General features: G+C 49.8%; 27 protein-coding genes, 1 tRNA gene and 1 pseudogene. 22 read left to right on the forward strand and 7 right to left on the reverse strand.

The window, feature by feature from the left end:
* The first annotated feature begins 74 nt into the window (after positions 1-74).
* Complete coding sequence (locus McpCs1_RS00655) at positions 75-1,757, forward strand: class I adenylate-forming enzyme family protein (protein WP_338095572.1); 1,683 nt, start codon at positions 75-77, stop codon at positions 1,755-1,757.
* 39 nt (positions 1,758-1,796) lie between these two features.
* On the opposite strand, the gene McpCs1_RS00660 is transcribed toward McpCs1_RS00655, so the two are convergent.
* Complete coding sequence (locus McpCs1_RS00660; protein ID WP_338095333.1) at positions 1,797-1,976, reverse strand: hypothetical protein; 180 nt, start codon at positions 1,974-1,976, stop codon at positions 1,797-1,799.
* A gap of 55 nt (positions 1,977-2,031) precedes the next feature.
* Here McpCs1_RS00660 and McpCs1_RS00665 point away from each other — a divergent pair, with 55 nt between their 5' ends.
* The 8 genes from McpCs1_RS00665 to McpCs1_RS00700 all read left to right on the forward strand — a co-directional run bounded on the left by McpCs1_RS00665 (position 2,032) and on the right by McpCs1_RS00700 (position 7,332).
* Positions 2,032-2,583 (forward strand): HDIG domain-containing metalloprotein, encoded by a 552-nt coding sequence (locus McpCs1_RS00665; RefSeq protein WP_338095334.1) that lies wholly within the window; start codon positions 2,032-2,034, stop codon positions 2,581-2,583.
* A 2-nt stretch (positions 2,584-2,585) separates the two neighbouring features.
* Positions 2,586-3,098: a thiamine-phosphate synthase family protein gene (locus McpCs1_RS00670; RefSeq protein ID WP_338095335.1), complete on the forward strand. Its 513-nt coding sequence runs from the start codon at positions 2,586-2,588 to the stop codon at positions 3,096-3,098.
* Between the two features lie 10 nt (positions 3,099-3,108).
* Positions 3,109-3,303 carry a 30S ribosomal protein S17e gene (locus McpCs1_RS00675; RefSeq protein ID WP_338095336.1) on the forward strand — a complete coding sequence of 65 codons (195 nt, stop codon included), beginning with the start codon at positions 3,109-3,111 and terminating at the stop codon, positions 3,301-3,303.
* Positions 3,304-3,646: 343 nt separating this feature from the next.
* Entirely contained in the window at positions 3,647-4,540 is an 894-nt protein-coding gene (gene dapA, locus McpCs1_RS00680; protein ID WP_338095337.1) for a 4-hydroxy-tetrahydrodipicolinate synthase, read from the forward strand.
* Complete coding sequence (gene dapB, locus McpCs1_RS00685; protein WP_338095338.1) at positions 4,533-5,288, forward strand: 4-hydroxy-tetrahydrodipicolinate reductase; 756 nt, start codon at positions 4,533-4,535, stop codon at positions 5,286-5,288. The genes dapA and dapB overlap by 8 nt, the downstream gene beginning before the upstream one ends.
* A gap of 71 nt (positions 5,289-5,359) precedes the next feature.
* Entirely contained in the window at positions 5,360-5,533 is a 174-nt protein-coding gene (locus tag McpCs1_RS00690) for a 4Fe-4S binding protein (protein WP_338095339.1), read from the forward strand.
* Between the two features lie 101 nt (positions 5,534-5,634).
* Positions 5,635-6,150 carry a hypothetical protein gene (locus McpCs1_RS00695; protein ID WP_338095340.1) on the forward strand — a complete coding sequence of 172 codons (516 nt, stop codon included), beginning with the start codon at positions 5,635-5,637 and terminating at the stop codon, positions 6,148-6,150.
* A gap of 3 nt (positions 6,151-6,153) precedes the next feature.
* A complete protein-coding gene (locus McpCs1_RS00700) occupies positions 6,154-7,332 on the forward strand; it encodes a M20/M25/M40 family metallo-hydrolase (protein ID WP_338095341.1) in 1,179 nt (392 codons plus the stop codon).
* A 781-nt stretch (positions 7,333-8,113) separates the two neighbouring features.
* Here the strand turns inward: McpCs1_RS00700 and McpCs1_RS00705 are convergent.
* Positions 8,114-9,307 (reverse strand): tRNA sulfurtransferase, encoded by a 1,194-nt coding sequence (locus tag McpCs1_RS00705; protein WP_338095342.1) that lies wholly within the window; start codon positions 9,305-9,307, stop codon positions 8,114-8,116.
* Positions 9,286-10,062, reverse strand: coding sequence for an ATP-dependent sacrificial sulfur transferase LarE (gene larE / locus McpCs1_RS00710; protein ID WP_338095343.1), 777 nt, complete (start codon positions 10,060-10,062; stop codon positions 9,286-9,288). Before larE ends, McpCs1_RS00705 begins: the two co-directional genes overlap by 22 nt.
* A gap of 159 nt (positions 10,063-10,221) precedes the next feature.
* On the opposite strand from larE, the gene McpCs1_RS00715 reads away from it, so the two are divergent.
* From McpCs1_RS00715 to McpCs1_RS00735, 5 genes and pseudogenes are all read left to right on the forward strand, one after another.
* Positions 10,222-10,866: a DUF2150 family protein gene (locus McpCs1_RS00715; protein ID WP_338095344.1), complete on the forward strand. Its 645-nt coding sequence runs from the start codon at positions 10,222-10,224 to the stop codon at positions 10,864-10,866.
* Entirely contained in the window at positions 10,863-11,315 is a 453-nt protein-coding gene (locus McpCs1_RS00720; protein ID WP_338095345.1) for a DUF5814 domain-containing protein, read from the forward strand. Before McpCs1_RS00715 ends, McpCs1_RS00720 begins: the two co-directional genes overlap by 4 nt.
* A gap of 725 nt (positions 11,316-12,040) precedes the next feature.
* A complete protein-coding gene (gene thpR, locus McpCs1_RS00725; RefSeq protein ID WP_338095346.1) occupies positions 12,041-12,577 on the forward strand; it encodes an RNA 2',3'-cyclic phosphodiesterase in 537 nt (178 codons plus the stop codon).
* Positions 12,574-13,980, forward strand: a complete 1,407-nt coding sequence (gene cca, locus McpCs1_RS00730; RefSeq protein WP_338095347.1) for a CCA tRNA nucleotidyltransferase — start codon at positions 12,574-12,576, stop codon at positions 13,978-13,980. The genes thpR and cca overlap by 4 nt, the downstream gene beginning before the upstream one ends.
* Positions 13,981-14,108: 128 nt before the next feature.
* Positions 14,109-14,333, forward strand: a pseudogene (locus tag McpCs1_RS00735) (SdpI family protein); the annotation flags it as partial.
* A 6-nt stretch (positions 14,334-14,339) separates the two neighbouring features.
* Here McpCs1_RS00735 and McpCs1_RS00740 read toward each other — a convergent pair.
* Positions 14,340-14,744, reverse strand: coding sequence for a pyridoxamine 5'-phosphate oxidase family protein (locus tag McpCs1_RS00740; RefSeq protein ID WP_338095348.1), 405 nt, complete (start codon positions 14,742-14,744; stop codon positions 14,340-14,342).
* Between the two features lie 537 nt (positions 14,745-15,281).
* Positions 15,282-15,740, reverse strand: a complete 459-nt coding sequence (locus McpCs1_RS00745; protein WP_338095349.1) for a YbhB/YbcL family Raf kinase inhibitor-like protein — start codon at positions 15,738-15,740, stop codon at positions 15,282-15,284.
* Positions 15,741-15,846: 106 nt separating this feature from the next.
* On the opposite strand from McpCs1_RS00745, the gene tsaA reads away from it, so the two are divergent.
* The 7 genes from tsaA to McpCs1_RS00780 all read left to right on the forward strand — a co-directional run bounded on the left by tsaA (position 15,847) and on the right by McpCs1_RS00780 (position 21,821).
* Complete coding sequence (tsaA, locus tag McpCs1_RS00750) at positions 15,847-16,707, forward strand: tRNA (N6-threonylcarbamoyladenosine(37)-N6)-methyltransferase TrmO (protein ID WP_338095350.1); 861 nt, start codon at positions 15,847-15,849, stop codon at positions 16,705-16,707.
* A 57-nt stretch (positions 16,708-16,764) separates the two neighbouring features.
* Complete coding sequence (locus McpCs1_RS00755; RefSeq protein WP_338095351.1) at positions 16,765-17,460, forward strand: DUF6994 family protein; 696 nt, start codon at positions 16,765-16,767, stop codon at positions 17,458-17,460.
* Positions 17,461-17,605: 145 nt separating this feature from the next.
* Complete coding sequence (locus tag McpCs1_RS00760; RefSeq protein WP_338095352.1) at positions 17,606-18,472, forward strand: Mrp/NBP35 family ATP-binding protein; 867 nt, start codon at positions 17,606-17,608, stop codon at positions 18,470-18,472.
* A gap of 435 nt (positions 18,473-18,907) precedes the next feature.
* A complete protein-coding gene (locus McpCs1_RS00765) occupies positions 18,908-19,495 on the forward strand; it encodes a hypothetical protein (RefSeq protein WP_338095353.1) in 588 nt (195 codons plus the stop codon).
* A gap of 9 nt (positions 19,496-19,504) precedes the next feature.
* The gene (locus McpCs1_RS00770) at positions 19,505-20,656 is read left to right on the forward strand and encodes an ORC1-type DNA replication protein (RefSeq protein WP_338095354.1); all 1,152 of its coding nucleotides are present in this window, start codon (positions 19,505-19,507) and stop codon (positions 20,654-20,656) included.
* 55 nt (positions 20,657-20,711) lie between these two features.
* A complete protein-coding gene (gene mch, locus McpCs1_RS00775) occupies positions 20,712-21,656 on the forward strand; it encodes a methenyltetrahydromethanopterin cyclohydrolase (protein ID WP_338095355.1) in 945 nt (314 codons plus the stop codon).
* A 91-nt stretch (positions 21,657-21,747) separates the two neighbouring features.
* Positions 21,748-21,821 (forward strand) — tRNA-Val (locus tag McpCs1_RS00780).
* Positions 21,822-21,845: 24 nt separating this feature from the next.
* On the opposite strand, the gene McpCs1_RS00785 is transcribed toward McpCs1_RS00780, so the two are convergent.
* Together McpCs1_RS00785 and McpCs1_RS00790 are read right to left on the reverse strand one after the other, a co-directional pair.
* Positions 21,846-22,478: a DJ-1/PfpI family protein gene (locus McpCs1_RS00785; protein ID WP_338095356.1), complete on the reverse strand. Its 633-nt coding sequence runs from the start codon at positions 22,476-22,478 to the stop codon at positions 21,846-21,848.
* A gap of 3 nt (positions 22,479-22,481) precedes the next feature.
* Positions 22,482-23,036: a tetratricopeptide repeat protein gene (locus tag McpCs1_RS00790; protein ID WP_338095357.1), complete on the reverse strand. Its 555-nt coding sequence runs from the start codon at positions 23,034-23,036 to the stop codon at positions 22,482-22,484.
* 79 nt (positions 23,037-23,115) lie between these two features.
* On the opposite strand from McpCs1_RS00790, the gene McpCs1_RS00795 reads away from it, so the two are divergent.
* On the forward strand, positions 23,116-24,018 hold the full coding sequence (locus McpCs1_RS00795) for a hypothetical protein (RefSeq protein WP_338095358.1): 903 nt from the start codon (positions 23,116-23,118) through the stop codon (positions 24,016-24,018).
* Positions 24,019-24,066 lie beyond the last annotated feature (48 nt).

Here is a 24,066-nt window from a genome sequence, read left to right on the forward strand (position 1 = left end):
TTCCGTATATATTTATAGACTCAGCCTGAATTAATTATAGTGAATTGTGTGGTGTACGGAGGAATAACTTGGCAGTGGTAACTTATGCAGAGGACGTGAAAAAGTCCCTTTATACAATGCTCAAATACGGCTCGGAGCGGGCGGGACGGGACGGTCCGGCTGTCGCCTACTACGGCCACTATATCAGTTACGGCGAACTGATGGACGATGTTCATGCATGTGCTGCAGGACTCCGTGCCCATGGTGTGCGTGCGGGAGATCATGTAACCGTGTTCCTCCCCAACATTCCCCAGTGCGTCATTGCGGTGTATGCGATAAATATGATCGGCGCGGTCTCGAACATGGTGCACCCGCTGTCAACCACCGGCGAGATAGGATACGCTGTTGACCTGACCCAGAGCAAACACATTCTCACCTGCGAGATAAACGAAGGTCTCTGTTCAGGAATGGATGTTGAGATCATCAGATGCAGGACCCCTTCCTACTTCCCCAAGTCACCGAAAGGATATCTGATGGGCTGGGTCTACCGCCGGGCTGTCAGAAAATATCTCATCGGAGAAAATGTCAGAAAAATAACCGAGTGGGAAAGTCTGATGGCCGATGGCCGAGCATCTCTTGCAAGCGACGGACTTCCGGCTCACGCCGGAGAGCCTGAGGACACCGCTGTTATTATGTACACCGGCGGAACGACCGGTACCTCCAAAGGTGTCATGCTCTCCAACTTCGCGGTCAACACCGTTGCCGTGCAGCTGGTTGTCGGTGTCGGCGGCGAACTGATCAAAGTCGGCGACGCATTTCTTGCCATCCTTCCGATGTTTCACGCGTTCGGTCTTGCGGTCACCGCACACACTCCGCTCTCTGCCGGACTCAAGGTTGTCCTTCTGCCGCGGTTTGATGCAAAAGAATGTGCCCACACTATTCTGAAAGAAAAGACTGCGTTCATCGCCGGCGTTCCTGCGATGTATGAGCGGATGTACACCGAGTTTGATGGAAAAGATCTCTCGTTCATCAAGCTGATCGTTGCCGGCGGTGACAGTGTAGGCGGCAGTCTGATCAACCGGTACAACCAGCTTCTGCGACAGGGAAACTGCACCGCAAAGTTCAGGCCCGGCTACGGCCTGACCGAGGCATGCAGTGTGTGCGCCCTGACCGGTGCAGAGTATCAGACTATTCCTACCGGCTGTGTCGGTGTTCCCCTGCAGGGCAACCGCATCTGTACGGTTGAGCCGGGAACGACCACCGTCGTCCCGGACGGCGTGGAAGGAGAACTCTGTCTCTTCAGCGACGCGAACATGACCGGCTACTATCGCAACAAAGAGGCAACCGATGCAGTACTGAAGCTTCATGATGACGGCCGCATCTGGCTGCACACCGGTGACATCGTCAAAATCGATCCTCCGACCGGCAACATCTGCTTCCGGTCGCGACACAAGCGGATGATAAAAGTCAACGGCTACAATGTCTACCCCATGATGATCGAAGAGGTGATGCAGACGCATCCTGATGTCAAGGAGGTTTGTGCGATCGGTATTCCCTGGAAGCGTGACACCAGGGTCAAGCTGTATGTGACGATGAAACATAAGATGGATCCGGCAGATGCTGAGCGGAAACTCATCGAGTACGCAGTTGCCAGACTCAACCGGTGGAGCGTTCCGGCTGTTGTCGAAGTAGTTGCCGCACTCCCGAGAACCAAAATGGAAAAAACCGACTACCGAGCTTTAGAAGAACTGGAGCTCAAGAAGAACACGTCCCGATAAGGACGCTTCAAAAAAAATTATTTTTTTTCTGAAAAAATTTCAGGTGATTGAGTTTTTGATAACCGTGAGACCCGCGACCGCAAGGTATGCAATAAAGAGGAGCAGTGCGCCGATATATCCGTATGCCGCAGGCATCACCATCGGCAGAACGAACAGCAGAATGCCGAACACTATCAGGGCTGATACCCCGACAATGATATCCAGAAGCCAGACTTTCATGATTATATGAATTGGCGTGTGTGCTTTTATGAGTTTTGATAACGCAAGTATATGCATGGAAAAAGATGAGGCTCTTGCACTCATGCAGTCGCACGTGAAGTCGGACTCTCTTCGCGGCCACTGCATTGCAACAGCTGCCGTAATGAAAGGACTTGCCGAAGAGCTCGGTGAAGACGCCGGACTCTGGGAGGCGATCGGCATTCTGCATGATATTGATTTTGAGGAGATAGATGAGGACATGACGCGTCACGGTCTTGCAGGATATGATATTCTCAAAAATGCTGGGGTCGGTGACGAGATAGCTGGTCCCATCCGCCGCCACAATCATATGCTGTTTGGAGACGGCTACACGTCCCCGGTCGAGATATCCTTGCAGGTTGCTGACAGTGTATCAGGCCTCGTGATCGCCTGCGCGTATGTGAAAGGCGGAAACATCACCGAGGTCTCAACAAAGACCGTCACAAAAAAATACAAGACCGCGTCCTTTGCCGCAGGTTGTGACCGTGCCCGTATTGCGCTTGGCGACGAGCTTGTTCCCCGCGACCGGATGTATGAGATTGCCATTCGCGAGATATCCCTCGTAAAGGATCAGCTGGGGCTTGTGTAACCATGTCGGCAGCAGAACAGTCTCAGGTCCTGAAAGCACTCCAGCAGGCACACGGAAAAGTCATGAACCTTTCCCGTTACCTCCAGCCCTCGGGCGGCGTCTCCCTTGCATATGCAATCAAAAATCCCCGCGACATCAAAGATGTGGCAGTGATCCGTGGGACGGGAATTGGATTCGGTACCGATGATCCGCTTGTCCGCGTACTTCTGACGGTGACGCGGTTTGATCCTGACTGCCGTGCGGTTGGCACCATCCGCTACACCGAAGAGATCGCTCAGGTTGTCAGGGAAACCATACGGGATGTTGCCGAGTATGATCCGGGAAAGTTTCCCTCAGGTATCATCAGCATGGACTGGGGTATTGCCTCCTGCTGCAAGGACGGTGTTCCTCTGGCAATTATCAGCACTGAATCGAAAAATACTGAGCCGATGATCCGCTTCCTTGGTGCAAATCCTGAGAAAGTGGCAAACAGAATGCTTATCATATCAGAACGACTTACATATACAGACATCTGAGGAATATCTCATGGGAATTAAGCCAAGCTATATCAAGTCAATGGGCGTCGCCCTTATGGAACAGCACGGAAAGAGCTTCAACAACAGCTTCGATGACAACAAGAAGGTTGTCTCCGAGATCACCACCATCGAGAGCAAGAGCATCCGCAATCGCGTTGCCGGATTCATCACTCGCAAGGTCAATACCCACAACCGCCGCAGGTAAAATCCCAAGAGCTCCGGTTCCAAGGGCCGGGGTTGTATGGGTAAATACTTTTTTCATTGTTGAGCGTTGCATTCTTTTTTGTTTTTAGCTGCGGCTGTTTGTCGCGTCCGAGTCGAAAATAATAGTGTTAGGACTTATGCGGTATGAAATAGCATAAGGAAAAGAAATCCTCTGCGCTTGGTTTTTTCCGTGGTTCTCCGTGGTTCTCCGTGTGTTCCGTGGTTACTCCAAGCGAGACCATCTACAGAAAAATCCCAAACAATGAACCTCATCACCGCGTAACTCCTATAGTGTAAAACCTAAGCGAAGGTACATGTATCAGGCACACTTACGTATAAGTACTATGTTCGAAGGTGTGATACCCGCACTCATCACTCCGTTCCGTGATGATGCATCCTATTCGCTTGATATCGAGGGTCTTCGAACCTGTATCGAGCATGTTATCCGCGGAGGAGTGCATGGTCTTCTTCCCTGCGGCTCTACGGGTGAGTCTGCAACCATGACGCATGCTGAGCATATCAGTGTCATTGAAGAAGCCGTCTCAGCTGCAAACAACCGCATCCCGGTAATTGCCGGAACCGGCTCCAACAACACCGAAGAAGCACTCTTCATGACCCGTGCCGCAAAAGCTACCGGTGCTGACGGTGCACTTCTCATCAGTCCGTACTACAACAAACCAAATCGCAGCGGTCTCTTGAAGCACTACAAAAAAGTCGCCGACATCGGCCTTCCGGTCGTGGTCTACAACATCCCAGGCAGGACCGGTCAGAACCTGCCAGCTGATCTGATCATCGAGATGGCCAAGACCATCCCGAACATTGTCGCGGTCAAAGAGGCAAGCGGCAACATCGATCAGATGATGGCAATCATTCACGGACTCGAAGGCGTGGACCGCGAGACTCCGTTTGTGCTGACATCCGGTGACGATTCTCTGATGCTTCCTGTACTTTCCATCGGCGGAAAGGGATGCATCTCGGTCACGGCAAACATTGAACCGAAACGAATGGTTGCCATGTACGATTCATTTGTAAAAGGCGATATGAACGGCGCACGAAAAATTCATTATGAACTCATGGAGCTCTCCAAGTCCCTGTTCGTGGATGTAAATCCGGTGCCGGTAAAACGTGCCGCAGAAATCCGAGGACACATCAAATCCGGAAATGTCCGGCTGCCGCTGGACTCACTCTCAACTGAAATGACTGCCAAATTACGGGAAGTGTTGTCACACTATGACTAAAGTTATGATTTGCGGAGCGATGGGTCGTATGGGTACGACCATCGCAGGTATGGTTGTCGAAAACCCTGAGCTAGAACTCGTCGGCGGCGTGGACGTCCGGCCCGGAACCATTCTCGGAAAACCGGTTGTTGACTCGGCAAACCTTGCAGGTTTCATCGATGAACACAAGCCTGACGTCATGATCGACTTCACCGTCGCTGCGGCAACAATGGTGAACGCAAAAATCGCGGCATCCAAAGGTGTTGCACTGGTGATCGGCACTACCGGCTTCACTCCTGCAGAGGATGCAGAACTTTTGCATGCGATCAAAAATGTGCCAGTGGTGAAAACAACCAACTTCAGTGTCGGCGTTAACATCTTCTGGGAGCTGGTCCGCGAAGCAGCAAAACGTCTCGGCGACTATGACATCGAAGTGATCGAGGCCCACCACCGCCACAAGAAGGATGCACCAAGCGGCACGGCAAAGACCATTCTGAAAGTGATCGAAGAAGAAGTCGGCGTGCGTGATGAGATGTACGGCCGCTGCGGTATGACCGAACGCAAGAACGAGATCGGTGTCCACGTAATTCGCGGCGGCGATGTTGTCGGTGATCACACCGTGCAGTTCCACCAGAACTACGAAACCATTGAGCTGACCCACCGGGCATATGACCGTGCGGTGTTTGCCCGCGGCGCGGTTCGTGCAGCGGCATGGGTGCCGGAAAAAGCACCCGCCGTCTACACAATGAAGGAAGTCCTTCATTTATAATTTGATGTTCAGGTCGAAACCTATTTTTGGTTTCGACCGAAATAAGGTAAGAAGTATTTGAGGTATTTTAAATGGTAGCAGTAGTTAAGAAAGAAAAATGTACCGGCTGTGCAACATGTGTGGATATCTGCCCGGCAGCAGCTATTGAACTGGTGAACGATATTGCAGTTGTGGACGCAAGCGGATGCGTTGACTGTGAGACCTGTGTGGATGAGTGCCCGGAAAGCGCGATTCACATGGAATAAAATCTGTAAATTCGTTTTCTTTTCTTTTTTTTAAAACTTGATCCGGTTCTTTTGCGTTCGCGATACCAAGACTTTTTGTCTATTTGCGTCAAACTACTACTATGTTACCGCAGAGAAACGAGTACTCCAATGAGATAGACTATCTCTATCACAAGTCGTTTATTCTCGAAAATCCATCCGAGATGGACCCGGTGTTATATTTTTACTTCATTGATACGATCGCCCACCTCGACTACACCCTCAGTGCGCTCGCCTACAATATTGACTCGGTCCGCTGCACGATGACGGCTGAATATCTCAGGCATCGGGTGGACCTCGCCAAAGAAGGGGACAATGCGCTGTTCCCTGACTTTATGATCTGGCTGCGCGACACCAATCAGGAGATGTTTGAGAGCACGCCAATTCTCTGGCAGCTGGTCTACGACCCGGACGACCCGGCACGATATGCAGGATTCAGAATTGTGCTGGATCCTGCGTCGAGACTTCCGCTGCCGCCGACATTCTTCCGTGACATGGCAGATGATCTGTTTGCCATGCCGCTTCTGCGGAGTTTGTATCCTGCGGGAGCTCTTGGAAAACTTTTCGCCGCGTTCAAAGAAAAACGCTGCACGAGATAAGCGATGGATGTTGTACGCATCTGTTCGGAACTGATAAAGATCCGGAGTGAAAATCCTCCCGGCGATACCAGAGAGGCCGCAGAGTACATTGCTCTGATCCTTGACTCAATGGGAATCCGCTCTGATATTACAGAAGGAACGCCCGGGCACTGCAATGTTATCTCACGGGATCAGAGTTCTGCTTTGATGCTGTCCGGCCACATCGATGTGGTGCCTGCAATGGAGGAAGGCTGGGACATTCCTCCCTATGCCGGCGTCATCGATGACACCTATGTGCACGGTCGCGGCAGCACCGATATGAAGGGCGGATGCGCAGCAGTCCTTACTGCGGTTGAACGTGCGGTCAACGAGTACGGCGGTGTGCCTGTCTCTCTTGCATTTGTGTGCGATGAAGAGGGCGGCGGTCGGTCCGGGACACGATATCTGATCGAGAAGCAGCTGATTCATCCGTGCGATGTGCTGATCGCAGAGCCGACTCCTGCGTTTGCTCCATCTGTCGGACAGAAAGGTATCTGTCGGTTCGAGGTGGAGTTCACGGGGACGCCCGGGCACTCCTCGCTGTTTCCGCTTGTCGGGGACAGTGCAATCATGCAGGCGTTTTCGTTTATGGAATGGATGGCTGAGCTGCACACCCGTGTGTATCCGCAGTCAGACGAGCTTGAGCGGCTGATTAACCACTCGATCTGTATCAGTGATGTGGCGGAAGTTCAAGATCTTTCACCGATCTTTCGACAGATTATGTACAACCCCGGTCTGATCTCAGGCGGCGAGCGGGTGAATATTGTTGCGCAAAAATGTCTCCTCACTATGGACATGCGGCTGCCGTGGGGATGCGACTGTGATGCGGTACTTGGCGAGATATGTTCTCATGTGCCGGAGTCTGCGAAGGTAACGCCGCTTACGCGAGCAAACGCTTCACTCACCGACCCTGAATCATTCCTTGTGCAAAGTACGTGCGACGCTGTCAGCAGTGTGTATAATGTTCCCTCACATCCCATGGTGCAGTGGGCAGCGTCTGATGCCCGGGCACTGCGAAAGGCAGGCTTTCGGGCAATTGAGTACGGACCGGGCGAGTTGTCGCTCCTGCACGGGCTGAACGAGCGGGTGAGAATTGATCAGCTGCGTTCTGCTGAAGAGATCTACTTCCGGCTGATTGATACGTATCGCAAGCGGTACGGTTGAACCACTGATTTTTTCTGAAAAATAAACGCGAATAACGCGAATAAAAAATCGCCAATGGCGATTTTTCAAAAAAAATTCTCAGCGTTTTTTTTTCTGAAAGATTTGGTCTGTCCCAAATAAATATTTAATAAAATCTCAAAAAAAATTGTCAGCGTTTTTTTCTAAAAGAATTGGTTCGTCCCAAATAAATATTTAATAAAATCTCAAAAAAAATTCTCAGTGTTTTTTTTGAAAAATTTGGTCTGTCCCAAATAAATATTTAATAAAATCTCAAAAATCGCCATTGGCGATTTTTATTCGCGTTTTAAAAATCTCATCATGCCGACTCATCACGAACATTTTGCAGAAAAAAGGAACTACATCGATTTGTGGTATCCGTTCGTAAAAACGCAAAAAAGTTTGATTGGTTTCTCTTGGGAATGGATTTTATTTGCAGTTCCAAGTTTCTTGGACCAAATCCAAAGCCAGTACCAAAAGGAAACAATCCTCCTATTTCGCCGGCACATTTTTTTCAGGGGAGCTGTCATGCCTTCTATGGTAGGTACGCACTTCTGACAGTTTTAGAAACAAACTGCAACTGTCAGAACTATCACCAGAATCCACCTACGCCAACAGAACTCCCCAGCTCTGACGTATAGGTTCTATTTGACACTGGTTTCGCTTGGCGCGAACAAGTACCAGGGTATAACCCTGATATATTGTAGGGTAGCCACCTATATAAATACTTTAGAAGCGTCAATGTACTTGACAGCTGTAAAAAAAAACAGGAAATTATATTTTTTTATGCATCAACTATCTTTTGGGAAATATTTCCATCTCTTGCAATCCAGAGCTCGGCAGTTGTTGCCGCATTTTCGATTAAATCAGAGAGATTCAGTTTTGCCTCCTGCGTCTCAATCAGATCAATGTCAGATCTGGTGGCAGGTTTTTTCGGCACAGCACGGCAGCCGGTATCTCCCGGACACTCATGAAACGTTCCGATTCTTCGGGCGATTGCAACCGTATCCTCCTTGTCATAAGTGAGGATCGGCCGGAGAATTGGTGTCTTCACTGATGCCGTGATCACTCCCATATTTTGAATTGTCTGAGAAGCAACCTGACCGAGATTTTCTCCTGACGCAAGAGCATCGTACTTTCCTTTGAGTGCCAGCCGGTCTGCAACCCGCATCATAAACCGCTTGCAGTAGATACAGGTGTAGTGAGTCTCACAGGCAGCTGACATCGCATCAAAAAACGGTTCCATGTTCACAACCCATACCGGAAAATTTCTGCCTGGTGACCAGGTCGAAAGAATTCTTGCATTGTCGAGCGCGAGATTCTTCGTTGCAGGGCCCGCCCATCGTCCGCCGTCCATGAACATACCGGAGAGCACAACACCGCGCCGCATCAGAAGCCATGCCGCAACCGGCGAGTCGATGCCTGCTGAAAGGAGGAGCATTGCCTTGCCTGCTGTTCCAAGCGGCAGACCGCCCTGACCTGGGATGCGGTCATCATACACAATTCCTCCGTACTCGCGTGCCTCAACAAACAGCTCATACTCAGGATTGTCAAGGTCAACCACAAAGTCTGGGATTTTTTCCCAGACAGCGTCTGCAACTATTCGTGCAAGTTCCTGACTGGTGATCCCTTTCACCTGCTGACGTCTGGCCCGCACCGCAAACCGCATGCCGGCTTTCAGTTTTTTCTCTGCAAGCGTAACCGCTGCTGAAGAGATTTCTTCAGGACTGTTGCCGCAGGTAGTACAGATACTCACATCCACAATACCGAAAATTCTTGCAACCTCGGGAGCGATTTTTTCCGCATCACCATAGATCAGAACCCGCCCGCGATACTCCTCGGTCTGGTATGCGAGATCCTTAGCATCCAGTGCCGCACGAATGTTTCGCATCAGGGCTGTCATGAACTGTTTTTTTACCGGTTCACTCTTCAGCCAGAGCTCACCGATTCTCACCATTACTGCTGTGTTTGTTTCCATCGAGTTACCCCTCCCGAAATATAGCCTGCAACCCTTACCCGGGAGAAACCAAATTGTTCAAGATTAACCGCATGCTTCGACGCAAGCTGCATCTCTCCTGCCTCAACCTCCACGACCGCCTCATCACCAATCATTCGCACGCGAAGTATCCCTGTAACGCCCTGTTCATGAAGAAAGGTCTCTGCTGCTGCAACACGGCGGAGATTTTCCTCAGTGATCACGGTTCCAAAGGGAATCCGTGTCGCGAGGCACGAAGAGGGAGGAATTACTGGAACACTGAGTTCCTTTGCAAGAGACATAATTTGTTCCTTGCCGATACCTGCCTCTACAAAGGGGCTCCTGATCTCAAGCTCCTGAAGAGCTGCACTCCCAGGCCGCTCTTCAGGGACATCATCTGCATGCGTGCCGTCACAGACGTTGTAACCGTGTACTTTTGCAACTTCGACAAGCGGGCCCATGATCTTTTTCTTGCACAGGTAACAGCGGTCAATCGGATTTGCAGCGATTGCAGCATCCTCAAGAATTCTGACATGAACCGGATACCATTGCACCTGAAGTATTCTGCAGAACTCTTTCGCACGCTCAGCCTCACCCGGGACCTCGAACTCTGAGATGACGGTTGCCACAACTACCGGAATGCCGGCAGCTTTTGCTGCGGCAAGAAGGGTGAGACTGTCCTGACCTCCGGACAAGGCAATCATCATCGGGGAGTGTTTTTTCAGAATCACCGAAAGCTTTGAGAGAACTGTTTTCATGATAATATTCACTGTGTGAATTTGGGTTTCTTTATCAGTATATGTTGTAACCTGATAAATATGCGGCGGCTTTACTGAAGGTTTGGGGCATTGGGCATCTCAAGGATCGTTATATCACAACATCTATAACAATCAGGACTGAACTTATTACAGTGAGAAATGGCTGCGAAGAAATCCTCCAAAAAAACTGAAGAACCGGAAGCATCAGCAAAGCTCTTCTATATTTTCTATAACCAGGAGCGTTGGGATAACTGGCTGAACACGCTCGCGGAAGCTGACTTTTCCGGCGATGATGACAGCGATGAGATGCCGGAAGGCTACCGTATTCTTGACGGTTTTTCCGATGACATTACTCTTGCCACAATAAAGATCATCAAACTCTTCCAGAACAAAAGAATTTCCTTAGAAGACGCGAGAACCAAACTCCGCGGCGTGGAAGAGATCGTCATGGGCGAGGTGCAAAATGTTGATGTTGCCGAGATTATCGGATCCATGCAGGTCTCAATGCTGGTGCTCTTTGCAGCAGGACAAAAATATCTGGAGGAGAGCTATCCTCCGGCAGAGGAAGTCAAGAATCTTGTGAAGGACGGTCGCAAAGCCTTTGACAAGGATCCGGAGAAGGCTCTTGATATGGCATCTTCGATTGGTGCTGCGGTGATTAACGGCGCAAGCTGCTGCGGCAAGTATGTCAAGGACACGGACGAGCCGACGCTCTTTGATGAGTGGCTGGTTGAGGTCGAGCGTATTGCGGATGCTCTGAAGTCCTTGAAGAACTTTGATGAGGAAGCCGGAGAAGCCCAGTGATTGCAGGTCGCGCAAGATTTCGCTATATCAAAAAACTGCAGCGTGCAGCAGGATATCGGCTGCCGGACGGAGCTTTCCATCCGGCAAATCTTGAGGCGATTACCGGCTCGATGAATATTGACAGCCTTGATCCCGAAACACGGGATCAGGTGATGCGGTTTTACAAGGATTTTCTTGAGTGCAGCTGCCGCGACTCGCCGCTCTGCGGGTGTCCTGAGCGGAAGTTTGTTATTGCGATTCTGGAGCTTCGCGAGATGGGGCTCAGTCATCGCGAGATTCACTATCATCTGATTGAGGAGTACGGTGTGGATCTTTTTCCGGCAGATATCTTAAGCTTCCTTGAGGACTCTGTTCATCTGCTGGAGGCTATCCGCAGTGTTGCGGAGCTTGCGGAACAAAAAGAGCTGGTGGAACTTTCGGATGAACACATCCGCCAGATCGCACGATGATTTTTTGTGTTGTTTGTACCTTTGTTCGTTAACAAATACTGTTCGTCACCGCTTGCATTTCAGCCCACGGAAAATCGGAACACACTGAATATCACGGAAAAAAACACCACGGAGCAGACGTGAACACCACGGAATTTCTCTTGGGAATGATATTTCCGTGATGTTTTTTTCTGAGATTTCGTGATGAAGTATTTTCATGCGAGATCATGAAAAATATTTTTTGCGATTATTTTTTTGAAAATTTTCAAGAACAGGCCAACGATTTTTTTCTTCTAAAATCTCGTGATGAAATATTTTCATGCGAGATCACGAAAAATATTTTCGCGATTATTTTTTTGAAAAATTTTCAAGAACAGACCAACGATTTTTTTTCTTCTAAAATCTCGTGATGAAATATTTTCATGCGAGATCATGAAAAATATTTTCTTCGATTATTTTTTGAAAAATTTCCAAGAGCAAGCCAACGATTTTTTTTCAGATATGAACATCACGAAAATACTCCCGATACCTCGTATTAACTTCTCCGACGAAAAAAGGGATTGACATTTGATTTTCATACCAAATCACATCTCAAGTTATATTTCCGTGTTGTTCACGTCTGCTCCGTGATGTTTTTTTTCTGTGAAACTCTGTGTGTTCCGCTTTTCCGTAGGTGGCTCATACATAAAGAGGCAGTGCCTCCAGAAAAAATCTATTTTTCCAGACCTCCTACATACTCATCAGAAATGGCGAGGCTGTTTATTGCTGTGGAACCCTCTTCGGAGATCCGAAATAATCTCGCGGCTGCGGCGCAGTCGCTTCTGGGGACGTCTGCGCGACTGAGTGTTGTGGGAGCATCCCAGATGCATATCACCCTGAAGTTCCTTGGCGAGGTGCCGGACTCAAAGATACCGAAAATCATCACCACATTCTCCGAACTTCATGGAGAACCGTATCAGCTTTCAGCGTCCGGTGTCGGTGTCTTCGGCAGGCCGACGCGCGTGATTAAAGCTGAAGTCAAAGATAACGGAGCTTCAAAAGAGCTTGCGAGCAAACTCGATTCACTCCTCTCTTCGATCGGCATCCCCAAGGAAACACAACCCTTCTCCCCTCATCTCACGCTTGCCCGCGTAAAGGAGTACTCGCCTGACATTCTGCCAAAAGTTGCCGCAGTCAAAGATGCAGATTTTGGCAGCTGCACGATTGACAAGGTAGCACTCAAAAAGAGTACCTTAACCCCATCCGGTCCAATATATGAAACAATTGCTGAGGTGAAACTGTGACGAGAAGTAGTATAGAACAGGAAGTTTTAGGCCGCGTGCTCCCAACCGACGCGGAACGTTCTGCAGCACAGGAGATGGGAAACAAACTCATCGCCGCAGTCAACGAAGTGGCAGGCGTCCCTGCGATGATGACCGGCTCGGTCGCCAGAGGTACCTGGGTTCGCGGCGACAAGGACATTGATATCTTCATGCTCTTCCCGCCGGAGATTTCCCGCGAGGAGTTGCAGGAGAAAGGACTTGCCGCAGCCTATGCGGTGGTCGAAAAATTCTCTGGCACGTCTGAGGAAAAATATGCAGAGCATCCGTATCTCAATGCGGTGATTGAAGGGTTCGACGTGGACCTTGTTCCCTGCTATCATGTCGGCTCCACCGCTGAGATGAAGTGCGCAGTGGATAGGACACCGTTTCACACACGCTACCTTCTCCCAAAAATCGGCAGTCTTCGCGAGGATGTTCTGCTTCTCAAACAGTTTGCCAAAGGCGGAGGAGTCTACGGCTCAGACCATATGACCGGCGGCTTCTCAGGATATCTGTGCGAGCTTCTCATCTTAGCCTACGGCGAATTTTCCCAGTTTATGCAGGCAGCATCTGAGTTCCGGTACGGTGAGGTCGTTGACATCGAAAAATATTATGCCGATACGAAGGAGACCAGAAAAAAATTTTCCGAGCCGCTCATTGTTATCGACCCGACCGACAAAGATCGAAATGTTGCAGCCGCGCTCACACCTACACGGTTCGCCGAGTTCATGGAGCTTGCCCGCGACTACTGTGCTTCTCCGAGTCCGCTTTACTTTGTTGCAGACCCGCCGACCCAGATGGGAAAAACCGAGTTCGCGGCTGTTCTTCAGATGCGCGGAACCTCGATGCTTGCCGTGCGGATGAAGACCCCTGCTTACGTTGCGGACACAGTTGTTCCCCAGCTCCGGAAAACCATGGAGTCCATGAAGGCCATGCTTATTGCCGAGGACTTTCAGGTTCACCGTGCTGAGGTTTCCATGGGCGCGGAGACTTGCTTAATTCTCTTCGAGCTTATCATTGCACGACTGCCGGCAATTGTTCTGCGAAGCGGCCCGCCGGTCTGGAACCATGAAAATGCTGACCGGTTTGTGGAAAAGTATCTGATGCAGGAGGAGTTTGCCGGTCCCTGGATTGATGAGGACCGGTACTACACCGAAGTCCGCCGCAACTACACGAGCGCTGAGTCCCTGCTTTCTGACAAACAAAAAGTTCTCTCCGGTTCTCTTGGCCGGCATGTGAGACAGGTGATGGAAGAAGACGGCTATGAGGTTCTCGAGGGTGTTGATGTCTGGTCGGTTGAGTTCTCGTTCTTCCTCTCCGCATTCTTTGCGCGATCATCACACGCGATCCGCAAGCTTCGGGGGATTAAGGCTGAACAGCAATGAGTCTTGATCCGGTATTCATCCTGTTCATCTCTCTCGTGGTACCTATGGTTCTCATTGCCGGAGCTGCAGGGCTTTTGAAGTATCCGCCGAAAAAAATTTCCAGAATTATCGGTTAACGGACACCGCGATCCAGACAGTCGCAGGAGTCATGGGATGCGGCGCAGAAAATGTTTGGAACATATTCTGTCGGCTATGGAGTTTTTCTTCTGATAGCTGTTCCAGTTCTGCTTCTCTGCATTGGAACCGCAGTTGATCCATCCACCGTATTGCTGATTGTAGCTGTTGAACTCATCCTCATGGCGTTTCCGATTCTTGCCGTTGAGTATCAGCTGAAAAAACAGTTTTCAAAATAAAAAAAATTATGCGATCTTTTCTCCTGCTGCAGGTCCCGGCATGCAGGTATAGATCTCTTTTACCACAAGTTTCAGCAGTTCTTTTTTTGGGAGTCCCGGCTTTTTTGCTTCCATTAACTCCCGCATCTTTTTGTAGTCGTCTGTGTCGGACTCAAGAGTTGCCGTTCCCTTCAGCTGAATGCAGTTGCCAAGCTCTCTGCTCCAGACAAGCAGTGCTGCCTGGGAGTTTTCATGAACATTTTCTGCGGTCTTGTTCATGAAGTTGTTGGAGATCCAGATGGTGTCGTTGTCCATCACCCACAGACCGCCCATCGGCGCTGCATTCGGAACACCGGCTTTGGACGCGGTGATCAGATGGCAGACACCTACTTTTGCAATCTGTTCTTTTATCTCACTGGTAATTAGTGCCATAGAAATAACTTAGGCTTACTGTTATGTCTACTTTGCGGAGTTCCCCAACAACAAAATTACTTGTAAAAAAACAGCCAAAACATGCGAATGCCGGAGGGCATCTCCGGCCAACGCATGATATCTGTGGCAGGCGGATGACCGAATAATTCCGGTCAAGGGTGTCACACGTTCAACAATCGGTATCTTGTGTTCTATGCAATGAGGGGGAGAACCTTAGTTCTTCTTTCCGCTCTTGGGTGCAACCTTTGGTGCTTCAACTTTTGCTGCTGCTTTCGGTGCTGCCTTTGGGGCTTCTGCTTTTTTTGCCTCTTTGTGTGACATAATTCTACATCTGATTTTCTGGTGTATAAACCTGTTTGTCATGACAGAAAAAAAGCGGCTCATATCACGTCAATTGGAAAATAACTCAGAATACGGCGATAAATGTTGACTCAAAACGCCTCGGATTTTCTCACGCGCAAAGCCTCTCAAAAACGCGGCATTTTGCATGAGATTTCCCCTCTTGGATGAAGAGACGCCGCAAAAAAATTGAGTGCTTCAGTAGTGAAGCATCGACTCAAGACTGCCGAAAGCAATCGTCTTGCCGTCACGGAGTTCTGCAATTACCTCATCCATTTTCGCGTCCGGAGAGATCACAATGCGGTCAGCCCTGCCGAACACCTGAAAGAGCATCCTCTCATCACTTCCGAGTTTCGGCTCGGGTCCGTGCCAACCATGTCCGCCGAAATCATTGAGACCCTGAATTGCCGGGAACGGAAAGTTTGGCACCGGCCCCTCCTCATATCCTGGCGGGACATGTCCGACCGATGGAATATTCCAGATCGTCCAAATACACTCTGTCTTTCCGTTGCCGGATTTGTTCTGCACAATGACTGCGATGTACTTTACCTCAGGCGGCATACCGGAGAGATCAATTTTCGGCGAGATGTTCCCGCCGGAAAGTGTGCTCGACGGGGTAATACCATTTTTTCCGAGATGGATGGTAATCTTTTCCATAGTACATACCCTCTCCTCTGAATCATTATAGATGTATAGATTGAGGATAATGTTTCAACCAGTCCAAACCTTATTCATAAATAGGGTGAGAGGTAACAGAACTCACATGGACTGCCTGACAATATATACGGACGGCGCGAGCCGCGGGAACCCAGGGAACGCCGCTGCCGCATGGCTGATTCTTCGGGGAACTGAAGTTCTTGAGTCTGACGTACTGGTTCTTGGAAAACAGACGAACAATGTTGCCGAGTACACTGCACTCATCCATGCCATCCGCTCGGCGAAAAAATATGCAGAACCCAAAACAACCGAGCTGAACATCTACTCAGACAGCGAGCTGATGATATCGCAGATGAACGGAACCTACAAAGTGCGCTCCGCATCTCTTCAGCCGCTTCATCAGGAGGCAGAGGAGAGTGCCGCAGCATTTGCGAGCGTCAGCTATCATCATGTTCCGCGGGAAAATTCGTACATCGGGTCCTGCGACTGGTTGTGCAACAATGCTCTTGACAAAATGTCAGCAGCTGATATGATTGATGACCTTCGGAAGGGAAGGGAACCTGTTGAGTGCCGGCCCATTGGCATTGTTCACTCTCCCTTCAAGGACCGAAAGGATGCACCGAACCAGGGGAGAAATACTCGTGAGATAAGTCACATCGAAATTTTTCCCGAGTACCGCGACGGCCTCGTTGGTTTGTCTCCAGATGATGCCGTCTTCATTCTCTGCTGGTTTGATCGTTCCGAACGCGATATCCTGCAGGTTGTTCCGCACGGCAGAAAACAACTCACCGGCGTTTTTGCAACCCGTGCGCCAGTCCGCCCGAATCCCATCTCGCTGACTCTTGTGACCATCGAATCAATAGAAGGAACCATGTTGACCGTCCGGGGACTCGAAGCCCTTGACAACACACCGGTACTTGACATAAAACCCTACTATGCAGGGATAGATTCCCCGGAAAACGAGTGATGCTGGGTGATTCCCAACGAGTTAATTGGGATTACATCTAAGTAGAGAACCAAACATATGAAAATCGATACAAATTACAATTTTTACACTGATGCAAGGGGTGGAGATCCCGATTCTACCAGCCAAACTCTTCGAAAATACCATAAGATATTATGGAGTAAACCACTACCCAATGGCAAACATTTCGAATTATCTGACAACAAAAATGGAATTTATTTACACCATAAATCAGAATTAGGGGAGTTCTGTTTTGGGAGCGATGCTATTACCCATTCATACAAAAATCAGAAACGAAAGCAATGGCTTGTAGAACAAATTCCCGGTGAAGTAAATGGACTCTTTGATGCGGGTTCCACTATTGGGGCCTATATTATTTTTCCCAATAACAGAATTAACGGCAACCACACAATCAATCAGGCACGCGGAATTAACTATTTCATTGACGACCGGTTTGACTTGACACTCGAATGTATCCGCCGTTTTTATTTAGATCAAGACAGTCCTCTTTATGATACCTTATTGAGATACAAGAATTTTTTCGATTTGTTTGATGATTTCATCGGCTACGTCAATTTCTTTTTACTGGAGGATCTGATTGACGAAAATCAGGAAATTAAATTTTATTTGCCGTTTGACGAGTTCAAAACTCCTCCAAAGTTTTCCGGCACAGACGAATATCTGTTATATAAAAAAGAAGTTATGAATTTCATTCGGAAAAGAAATCAGAGAATTCATGATTGCCAAGTACTATGACTGAAAATTTTCAGCCTATTGGACGTTAGAAGCAAAGCCCTTCCTTTACGTTCAACACCGCCTAATCCGCAAAGACTATACTCTCTACCGTGCAACAGAATAGGCAATACATTATATAGACTTACATTACAGGTGAAATGAAAACATGTCAGATAAACCAGAAGGATGTGACGGACACTGCGACGGATGCTCGCAGAAGACCGATACCTGCCAGCAGCCACCGAAAGCTGACATCAGTGTAAAGCATGTGATTCTTGTCCTCTCCGGCAAGGGAGGCGTCGGCAAAAGTACGGTCTCGGTAAACCTTTCCTATGCACTTGCCAGCCACGGATACCAGACCGGTCTGCTTGACCTTGACATTCACGGCCCGAGCATTGCCAAGATGCTCGGCATTGAGAATCTGAAACTGCAGGCGCTCGGCAACAAGATGATGCCGGTAAAAGTGACCGGCTCACTGAAGGTCGTTTCAATGGCCCTTCTTCTCAACACCACCGACAGCCCGATCGTATGGCGCGGCCCGATGAAGGCAGCAGCAATCAAACAGTTCCTCGGCGATGTCGACTGGGGAGACCTTGACTATCTCGTCGTTGACCTCCCGCCGGGAACGGGTGACGAGGCGCTCAACATCGTACAGTTTGCACCAAACGTTGAGGGTGCCGTGATCGTTACGACCCCGCAGGATGTTGCGGTGCTTGACTCCACGAAGGCAATCAAGTTCGTTGAGATGATGGATCTCCCAGTGCTTGGCATCATTGAGAACATGTCAGGCATGGTCTGTCCGCACTGCGGCGAGGTCGTTGATCTCTTCGGCAAAGGCGGCGGAGAAAAAGTTGCAGCCCAGTACAATGTTCCCTTCCTTGGCTCTATCCCAATCGACATCGAGATGCGCAAAGCAGGTGACGAAGGCAGACCGTTCATCGTCAAGAGAACGAGCGAAAAGAATCCTACAAGGGACGCGGTCGACAAGGTTATGGAAAACCTGATCGCAGAAGTCGAGAAAAACGACGAATAATTTTTAAAACTTTTTTTTTAGTCGGCATCAGACCCCTGCGTCATCATTACCTTGCGGCTCAGCGGGGGTAACTTTCATCATCTGCCGATTTTGTGTGATAGTATCTATTGCAGAATCAGAGTATGAGTCTTTCGTTCCGGTGGATTATATTTCATCATTCACGAGCCGCCCACGGAAAAACGGAACACACGGAAATTTCACAGAAAAATATCACGGAGCAAACGAGAACATCACGGAATTCGAAAGTAATTCATTTTTTGTGAAAGTACAGTAATTCACTTCCGTGGTGTTCATGTTTGCTCCGTGATATTTTTCTGTGAAATTTCCGTGGTATTCAGTGTGTTCCGATTTTCTGTGGGCGGAGCTATGGGGAATTAGTAGTGCCGCAGGGACACGCATCATTAATTCCGCAAAGCGCCAAATAGTATAGTAACTATGTCAGAGAAGAGGACACTGACAATCGGTGTGGCAATCAATCTGGGTAATTACGAAAGTCTTCGCCTGGAAGTGAGCGATGAGGTGCAGAGCGAGTCAGACGCTGCCGAACTCGCCGCATACCTGAATAAGGTACTGGACGGCTACGGCCAGAACGATGCCACGACCCGTGCATCCATCGACAAATACCGCACGCGGGTTCTGGAAAAATATCCTGCTGCAGAGGCAACTTCGCCCGCAGCGGATCCGTTTGACGAACTCTTCGGTCCTGCCCCCACATGTGACGACATGGTCGCAGATGAAGCATCCGTCACCGAAGTCTTCGCAGTCGCAGAGGAGTTCATCATTGAAGTTCCCGAAGTACCTCCGATGCCGGAACCAATTTTTGTGCCGAAGCCTGAGCCGATAAAAATCGAACCAGTCCTCACAGAACCGGAGCCGGAAGTACCGGTTTCTACCGCAGAAAAAACCATTGACGACCCCGTCGTCTACACCTGCGAAAAATGCGGAGCAACTGTTTCCAAAGTCCAGCGCGACGTGTCCAACCTCTTCATGGGCAAAACGCTCTGCAAGGCCTGCATGAAATAAGGAGAGAACATGAAAAAAAATCTGCTCATGTGGGATCAGACCCTCTTCAAAGACATCGAAGTCTTTGACATCGATTATGTTCCTGAACAGTTTGAGTACCGCGATGAACAGATTCAGGAGCTCGCCTACGCAGTCCGCCCGGCCCTTGCAGGCGGCCGCATTTTAAACACAGTCTGCCGAGGGGTACCCGGCACCGGCAAGACCACTTCCGTAAAAAAACTCTTTGAAGAGATCGAAGGAACAACCAAAAAGATCGTTCCTATCCATATCAACTGCCAGATTGACGGCTCAGAGTATGCGATCTTTTCCCGCATCTATACCAAGCTCACCAAAAACCGCCAGCCGCCAACCGGCACCTCCTTTAAAATGCTCTTTGACATGATCGCCAAGTACATCGAGAACGAATCGGTCGTTCCGATCGTCTGCCTTGACGATGCCAACTACCTTGTCTATGAAAAAGAACTGAACAAAGTTCTCTACGCACTCCTCAGATCCCATGAAGCCTATGAAAATGTCAGAATCGGTGTGATTGTGATCATCAGCGACCCTGACGTCGATCTCGAGTCCTCGCTTGACGCCCGCGTTGCATCGGTCTTCCGGCCGCAGATCATTCACTTCGCACCCTACACCGCGTCAGAGATTGCTGGCATTCTCTTCCAGCGTGTAACTCAGGGACTCTATCCGAATGTTCTCGCAAACGAACTCTTTGACCGCATCGTGGACCGCACCATGAAGTGCGGCGACATCCGCATCGGTCTTGATCTGATCAAACGTTCTGTCATGAACGCAGAAAAGTCCGCACGAATGAACGTCACCGACGACGACGTCACCGCAGCATTCTCCATCTCCCGCGACCTTCGGCTTGCGGATGTAGTGCGGGTACTTTCTGATGAAGAGGCAGCTGTTTTGTTCAAACTTGCCGAGATGACCAATGATGCAGACATCATCACCACCAAAGAAGTCCACACCGCTCTTGGCGAGAAAGCAACAGGTTACACAACGTTTGTACAAATTATTGAAAAACTTGATCATCTCAGGCTCGTCACCCTCACCTATCAGAACGCCGGAAAAGGCCGTCAGCGTATCATCAGTCTCAGATACGACCCAAAACGTGTTTTAGCCTTCAGAAAAATTCAGGCAGGCTGCAAGCCAAACACATAACAATTATCTATTTTCCTCACCCATATCTGAATCATAAATCCTAAGGGGGATAATCTTGGTTAGTGTAAATGAACTCGGACTCGATCTCTTCGAAGAACTCGTAGAGAATGCAGATTTATTCAATGTAGCATATCATGAGCTTGACAACGGCTCCCGTATTGTAGACTGTGGTGTGGCAGTTCCCGGAGGCTTCGGCGCTGGCGACTACTTCACCCGCATCTGTATGGGCGGTCTTGGCGACATCGCATTCCGTCAGGGAATGGTCGGCAAATTCCCGATGACCTTCATTGATGTGAACACCGACTTCCCGGCAATCTCCTGCCTTGGTGCACAGAAAGCCGGCTGGACCGTGAAGCACGAGAACTTCTTTGCAATGGGATCAGGCCCCGCACGTGCTCTGTCCCTGCAGCCGAAACACACCTATGAAGTCATCGGCTACGAGGATGAGTGCGACGCAGCAGTCATCTGTCTTGAGGCAGACCACCTGCCAAACGGCGCTGTCATGGAGAAAATTGCAGAAAAGTGTAAGGTTGACGTCGCTAATGTCTGTGCACTTGTCGCACCGACCTCCTCTATCGTCGGTTCCATTCAGGTTGCCGGACGTTGTGTTGAGACCGCTGTCTACAAGTTAAATGAGCTTGGCTTTGACACCCGCAAAATCCTTGCAGCAGCAGGTACCGCGCCAGTTCCGCCGGTTCGCGGCGCAAAACTTGCCATGGGAGTCACCAACGATGCAACGATCTACCACGGACAGATCAATCTGACGATGAATGCTCCTGAGATCGTTGACTATCTGGAAAAGATCCCGAGCTGTTCATCCAACGGATACGGCAAGCCGTTCAACGACATCTTCAAGGAAGCAGGCTACGACTTTTACAAGATCGACAAGAGCCTGTTCTCTCCAGCAGAAGTCATCATCAATGAGATTTCTTCTGGCAAAGTTTACCAGGTCGGAAAAGTCAACACCGAAGTGACTCTCAAGTCCTTCGGTCTTGCATAAATTACCAAATGGGGGGATTTCTCCCCCAATCCTTTTGGGGTTGTTTCGCAGAGTTAATTACTCTGCAGCGAGAATAGATTTAGGCATTATTGGACTCGTGGTCTAGCTGGTCATGACGCCAGCCTTACATGCTGGAGGTCCGGGGTTCGAATCCCTGCGGGTCCACTCGTTTTTTTTATCGTTATGTTATTACTGTTCTTCTGTTGCCGCGATGAGCTCCAGATAACAGTTCGGATCGCCGGTTTGAAAGTAGCGGTACCATGCTTCGATCACGGGCTGCGGATAAAGCTCCAGATGTTCGATGATCTTTTTTGCCCACAAGAGAGCTCCTGCCACGCTCGCGGTTATGATATTTCCGTCAGCCGCTGCCGGTGCGTTTTGGTAGAGTGCCTCTCCCTGATAGTTTGGTGAACAGGCTTTGAGATACTCAAGTGCGTTGCTGGTGTGACGTCTCTCGTTCAGCAGTCCGAGGTCAGCGAGTGCAACCGTTGCCCCGCAGGCAGCAGCGACCAGTACTCCTTTTTCAAAATATGCGACAGCTTTTTCGAGAATTGGTTGGTGAATTTCATCCTTCCAGGTTTCCGCACCCGGAAACAGCAGGGCTGCTGCATCGCTGTCGTTCATCTCTGCAATCACGCAGTCAGGAATAACCGTAAGACCGCCCAGCGTCTTCACTGCTTCGCGGGTGAGGCCGACGGTTTTTACCGTGAAGTGTTTTTTTCCTGAACAAAGCATGGGTTCCATAGCAAATGCCTGCAGAACATTTCCAAGCTCCCATTCAGCCATGGTGTCCGGGAGGTAGACGTAAATGATTTTCTTCATAATTCAATAGGGCCGGGTCGCCCTCTCCATCTCAATTTCTCCTGCCCGCTCAAAGCAGTGGCGGGCCCGAACATCCTCACCAAGTTTCATCAGACATTTTGCCTTCTGTTTCCACAACTCTTCGTCATAGAGATTGATCTCAAGGCCGCACTCAAACGCGGTCACTGCTTTGATGTACTCACTTTGCTCGGCAAACATCAGGCCGAGGTTCAACCAGTAATCCGAGACCTCAGGGTTCAGCCGAACCGCACGATCAAATGCAAACAAAGCTGCATCCACATCGCCTGCCCGGCAGCAGACAACGCCGCGGGCACACCAGCTCTCCGCACACTTCGGATCGAGATCCGTTGCCCGCCGCAGACATCTGACTGCCTCCTCATCCTCGCCGTCATCGCTCAGCACGAGACCGAGTTCGGCCCAGTACTTTGGAACGGTTTTGTTCAGTTCAGCCGCCCGCTCAAAGCAGAGGCGTGCCTGCCGGAGATTTCCCGTGTCCCGCTCCATTTCGCCGCGGGAAAACCAGTAGGCGTCATCATTCATCTCAGCACTGCCACTCATCTATACTAAAGAGATCACTCCAGAGGTATTAATAGGTGGGCGTTGCATATGAAAGTAGAAATACGGCGAAGGATGAAGTATGGCACGGAAAAAAGAGGAGTTTGACCCGCTTGGAGGGTCGATAGGCGGCAGCGGGTCGAGAAAGAAAAAGTCCAAAGGAAAATCCTTTGACGTCCTTGGCGGAGGATTCGGCGGAGAACATGCGGTGGAAAAGGAGTCGTTTGATACCTACTCCGACGCATCGTTTGGCGATTCAACTGATTTTCTGATGGAAACAGGCTCCTCCTCCTCAAAATCCAAACCAAAAAAGAAGGGATTTTTCTCCTCCCTCTTTGGCGGAAGCAAAAAACAGCCGGCAAAGAAAACCGTTTCGCCCGAGACCGAGGAAATTCCCCAGTCCTATGTGCCCAAGCATGTCCGCGATCCTGAACTCAGCATCCGCGACGGAGTTATGGAGACCGGCATCGTTGATCGGATGGTTGACCCTGAGTTTGGATCCGATGCCTATGAGTGCGAGGATGCCGAGCAGTACATCGAGTATGATGAGCCGCGCCGCAGCCCCGCCGCACCGGAGAGAGAAGAAGAGGAGGATCTCTTTGAAGAAGAAGATGTTCCAAGGCAATCAGTGCGAAAGCCAGTGTCGCGACCAGTGTCCGTTTCAGTGGCAGAGCCGGTTCCGGTAAAAACCGTTGCCCCGCCGCCGCCACCGACGTCCACGGCTCCCGCCGCTAGGCGTCAGCAGATATCATCACTTCACACCTGTTACCTCTGCGGTGCCTCGTCCCCAACTGATCTTCCTACGTTCGGCAGTGAACATCCAGTTCCACTCTGCCGCACCTGTTACCGTGCTGTCACCACTCTGGTAAAGTTCCGCGACCCAGCCGACGAGCGCGAGATCAAAACCGAGTGGTTCACACTCTGCCCGCACCTTGACTCGGATCGTGCCGATAACGTGATCGAGGATGGCAGAAGAAACTCCTAATCTTTTTTTACTCACAATTGAGTTGCTAATCATTTCGCTATCTTAATA

The organism is Methanorbis rubei (assembly GCF_032714495.1).
Lineage (GTDB): Archaea > Halobacteriota > Methanomicrobia > Methanomicrobiales > Methanocorpusculaceae > Methanocorpusculum > Methanocorpusculum rubei.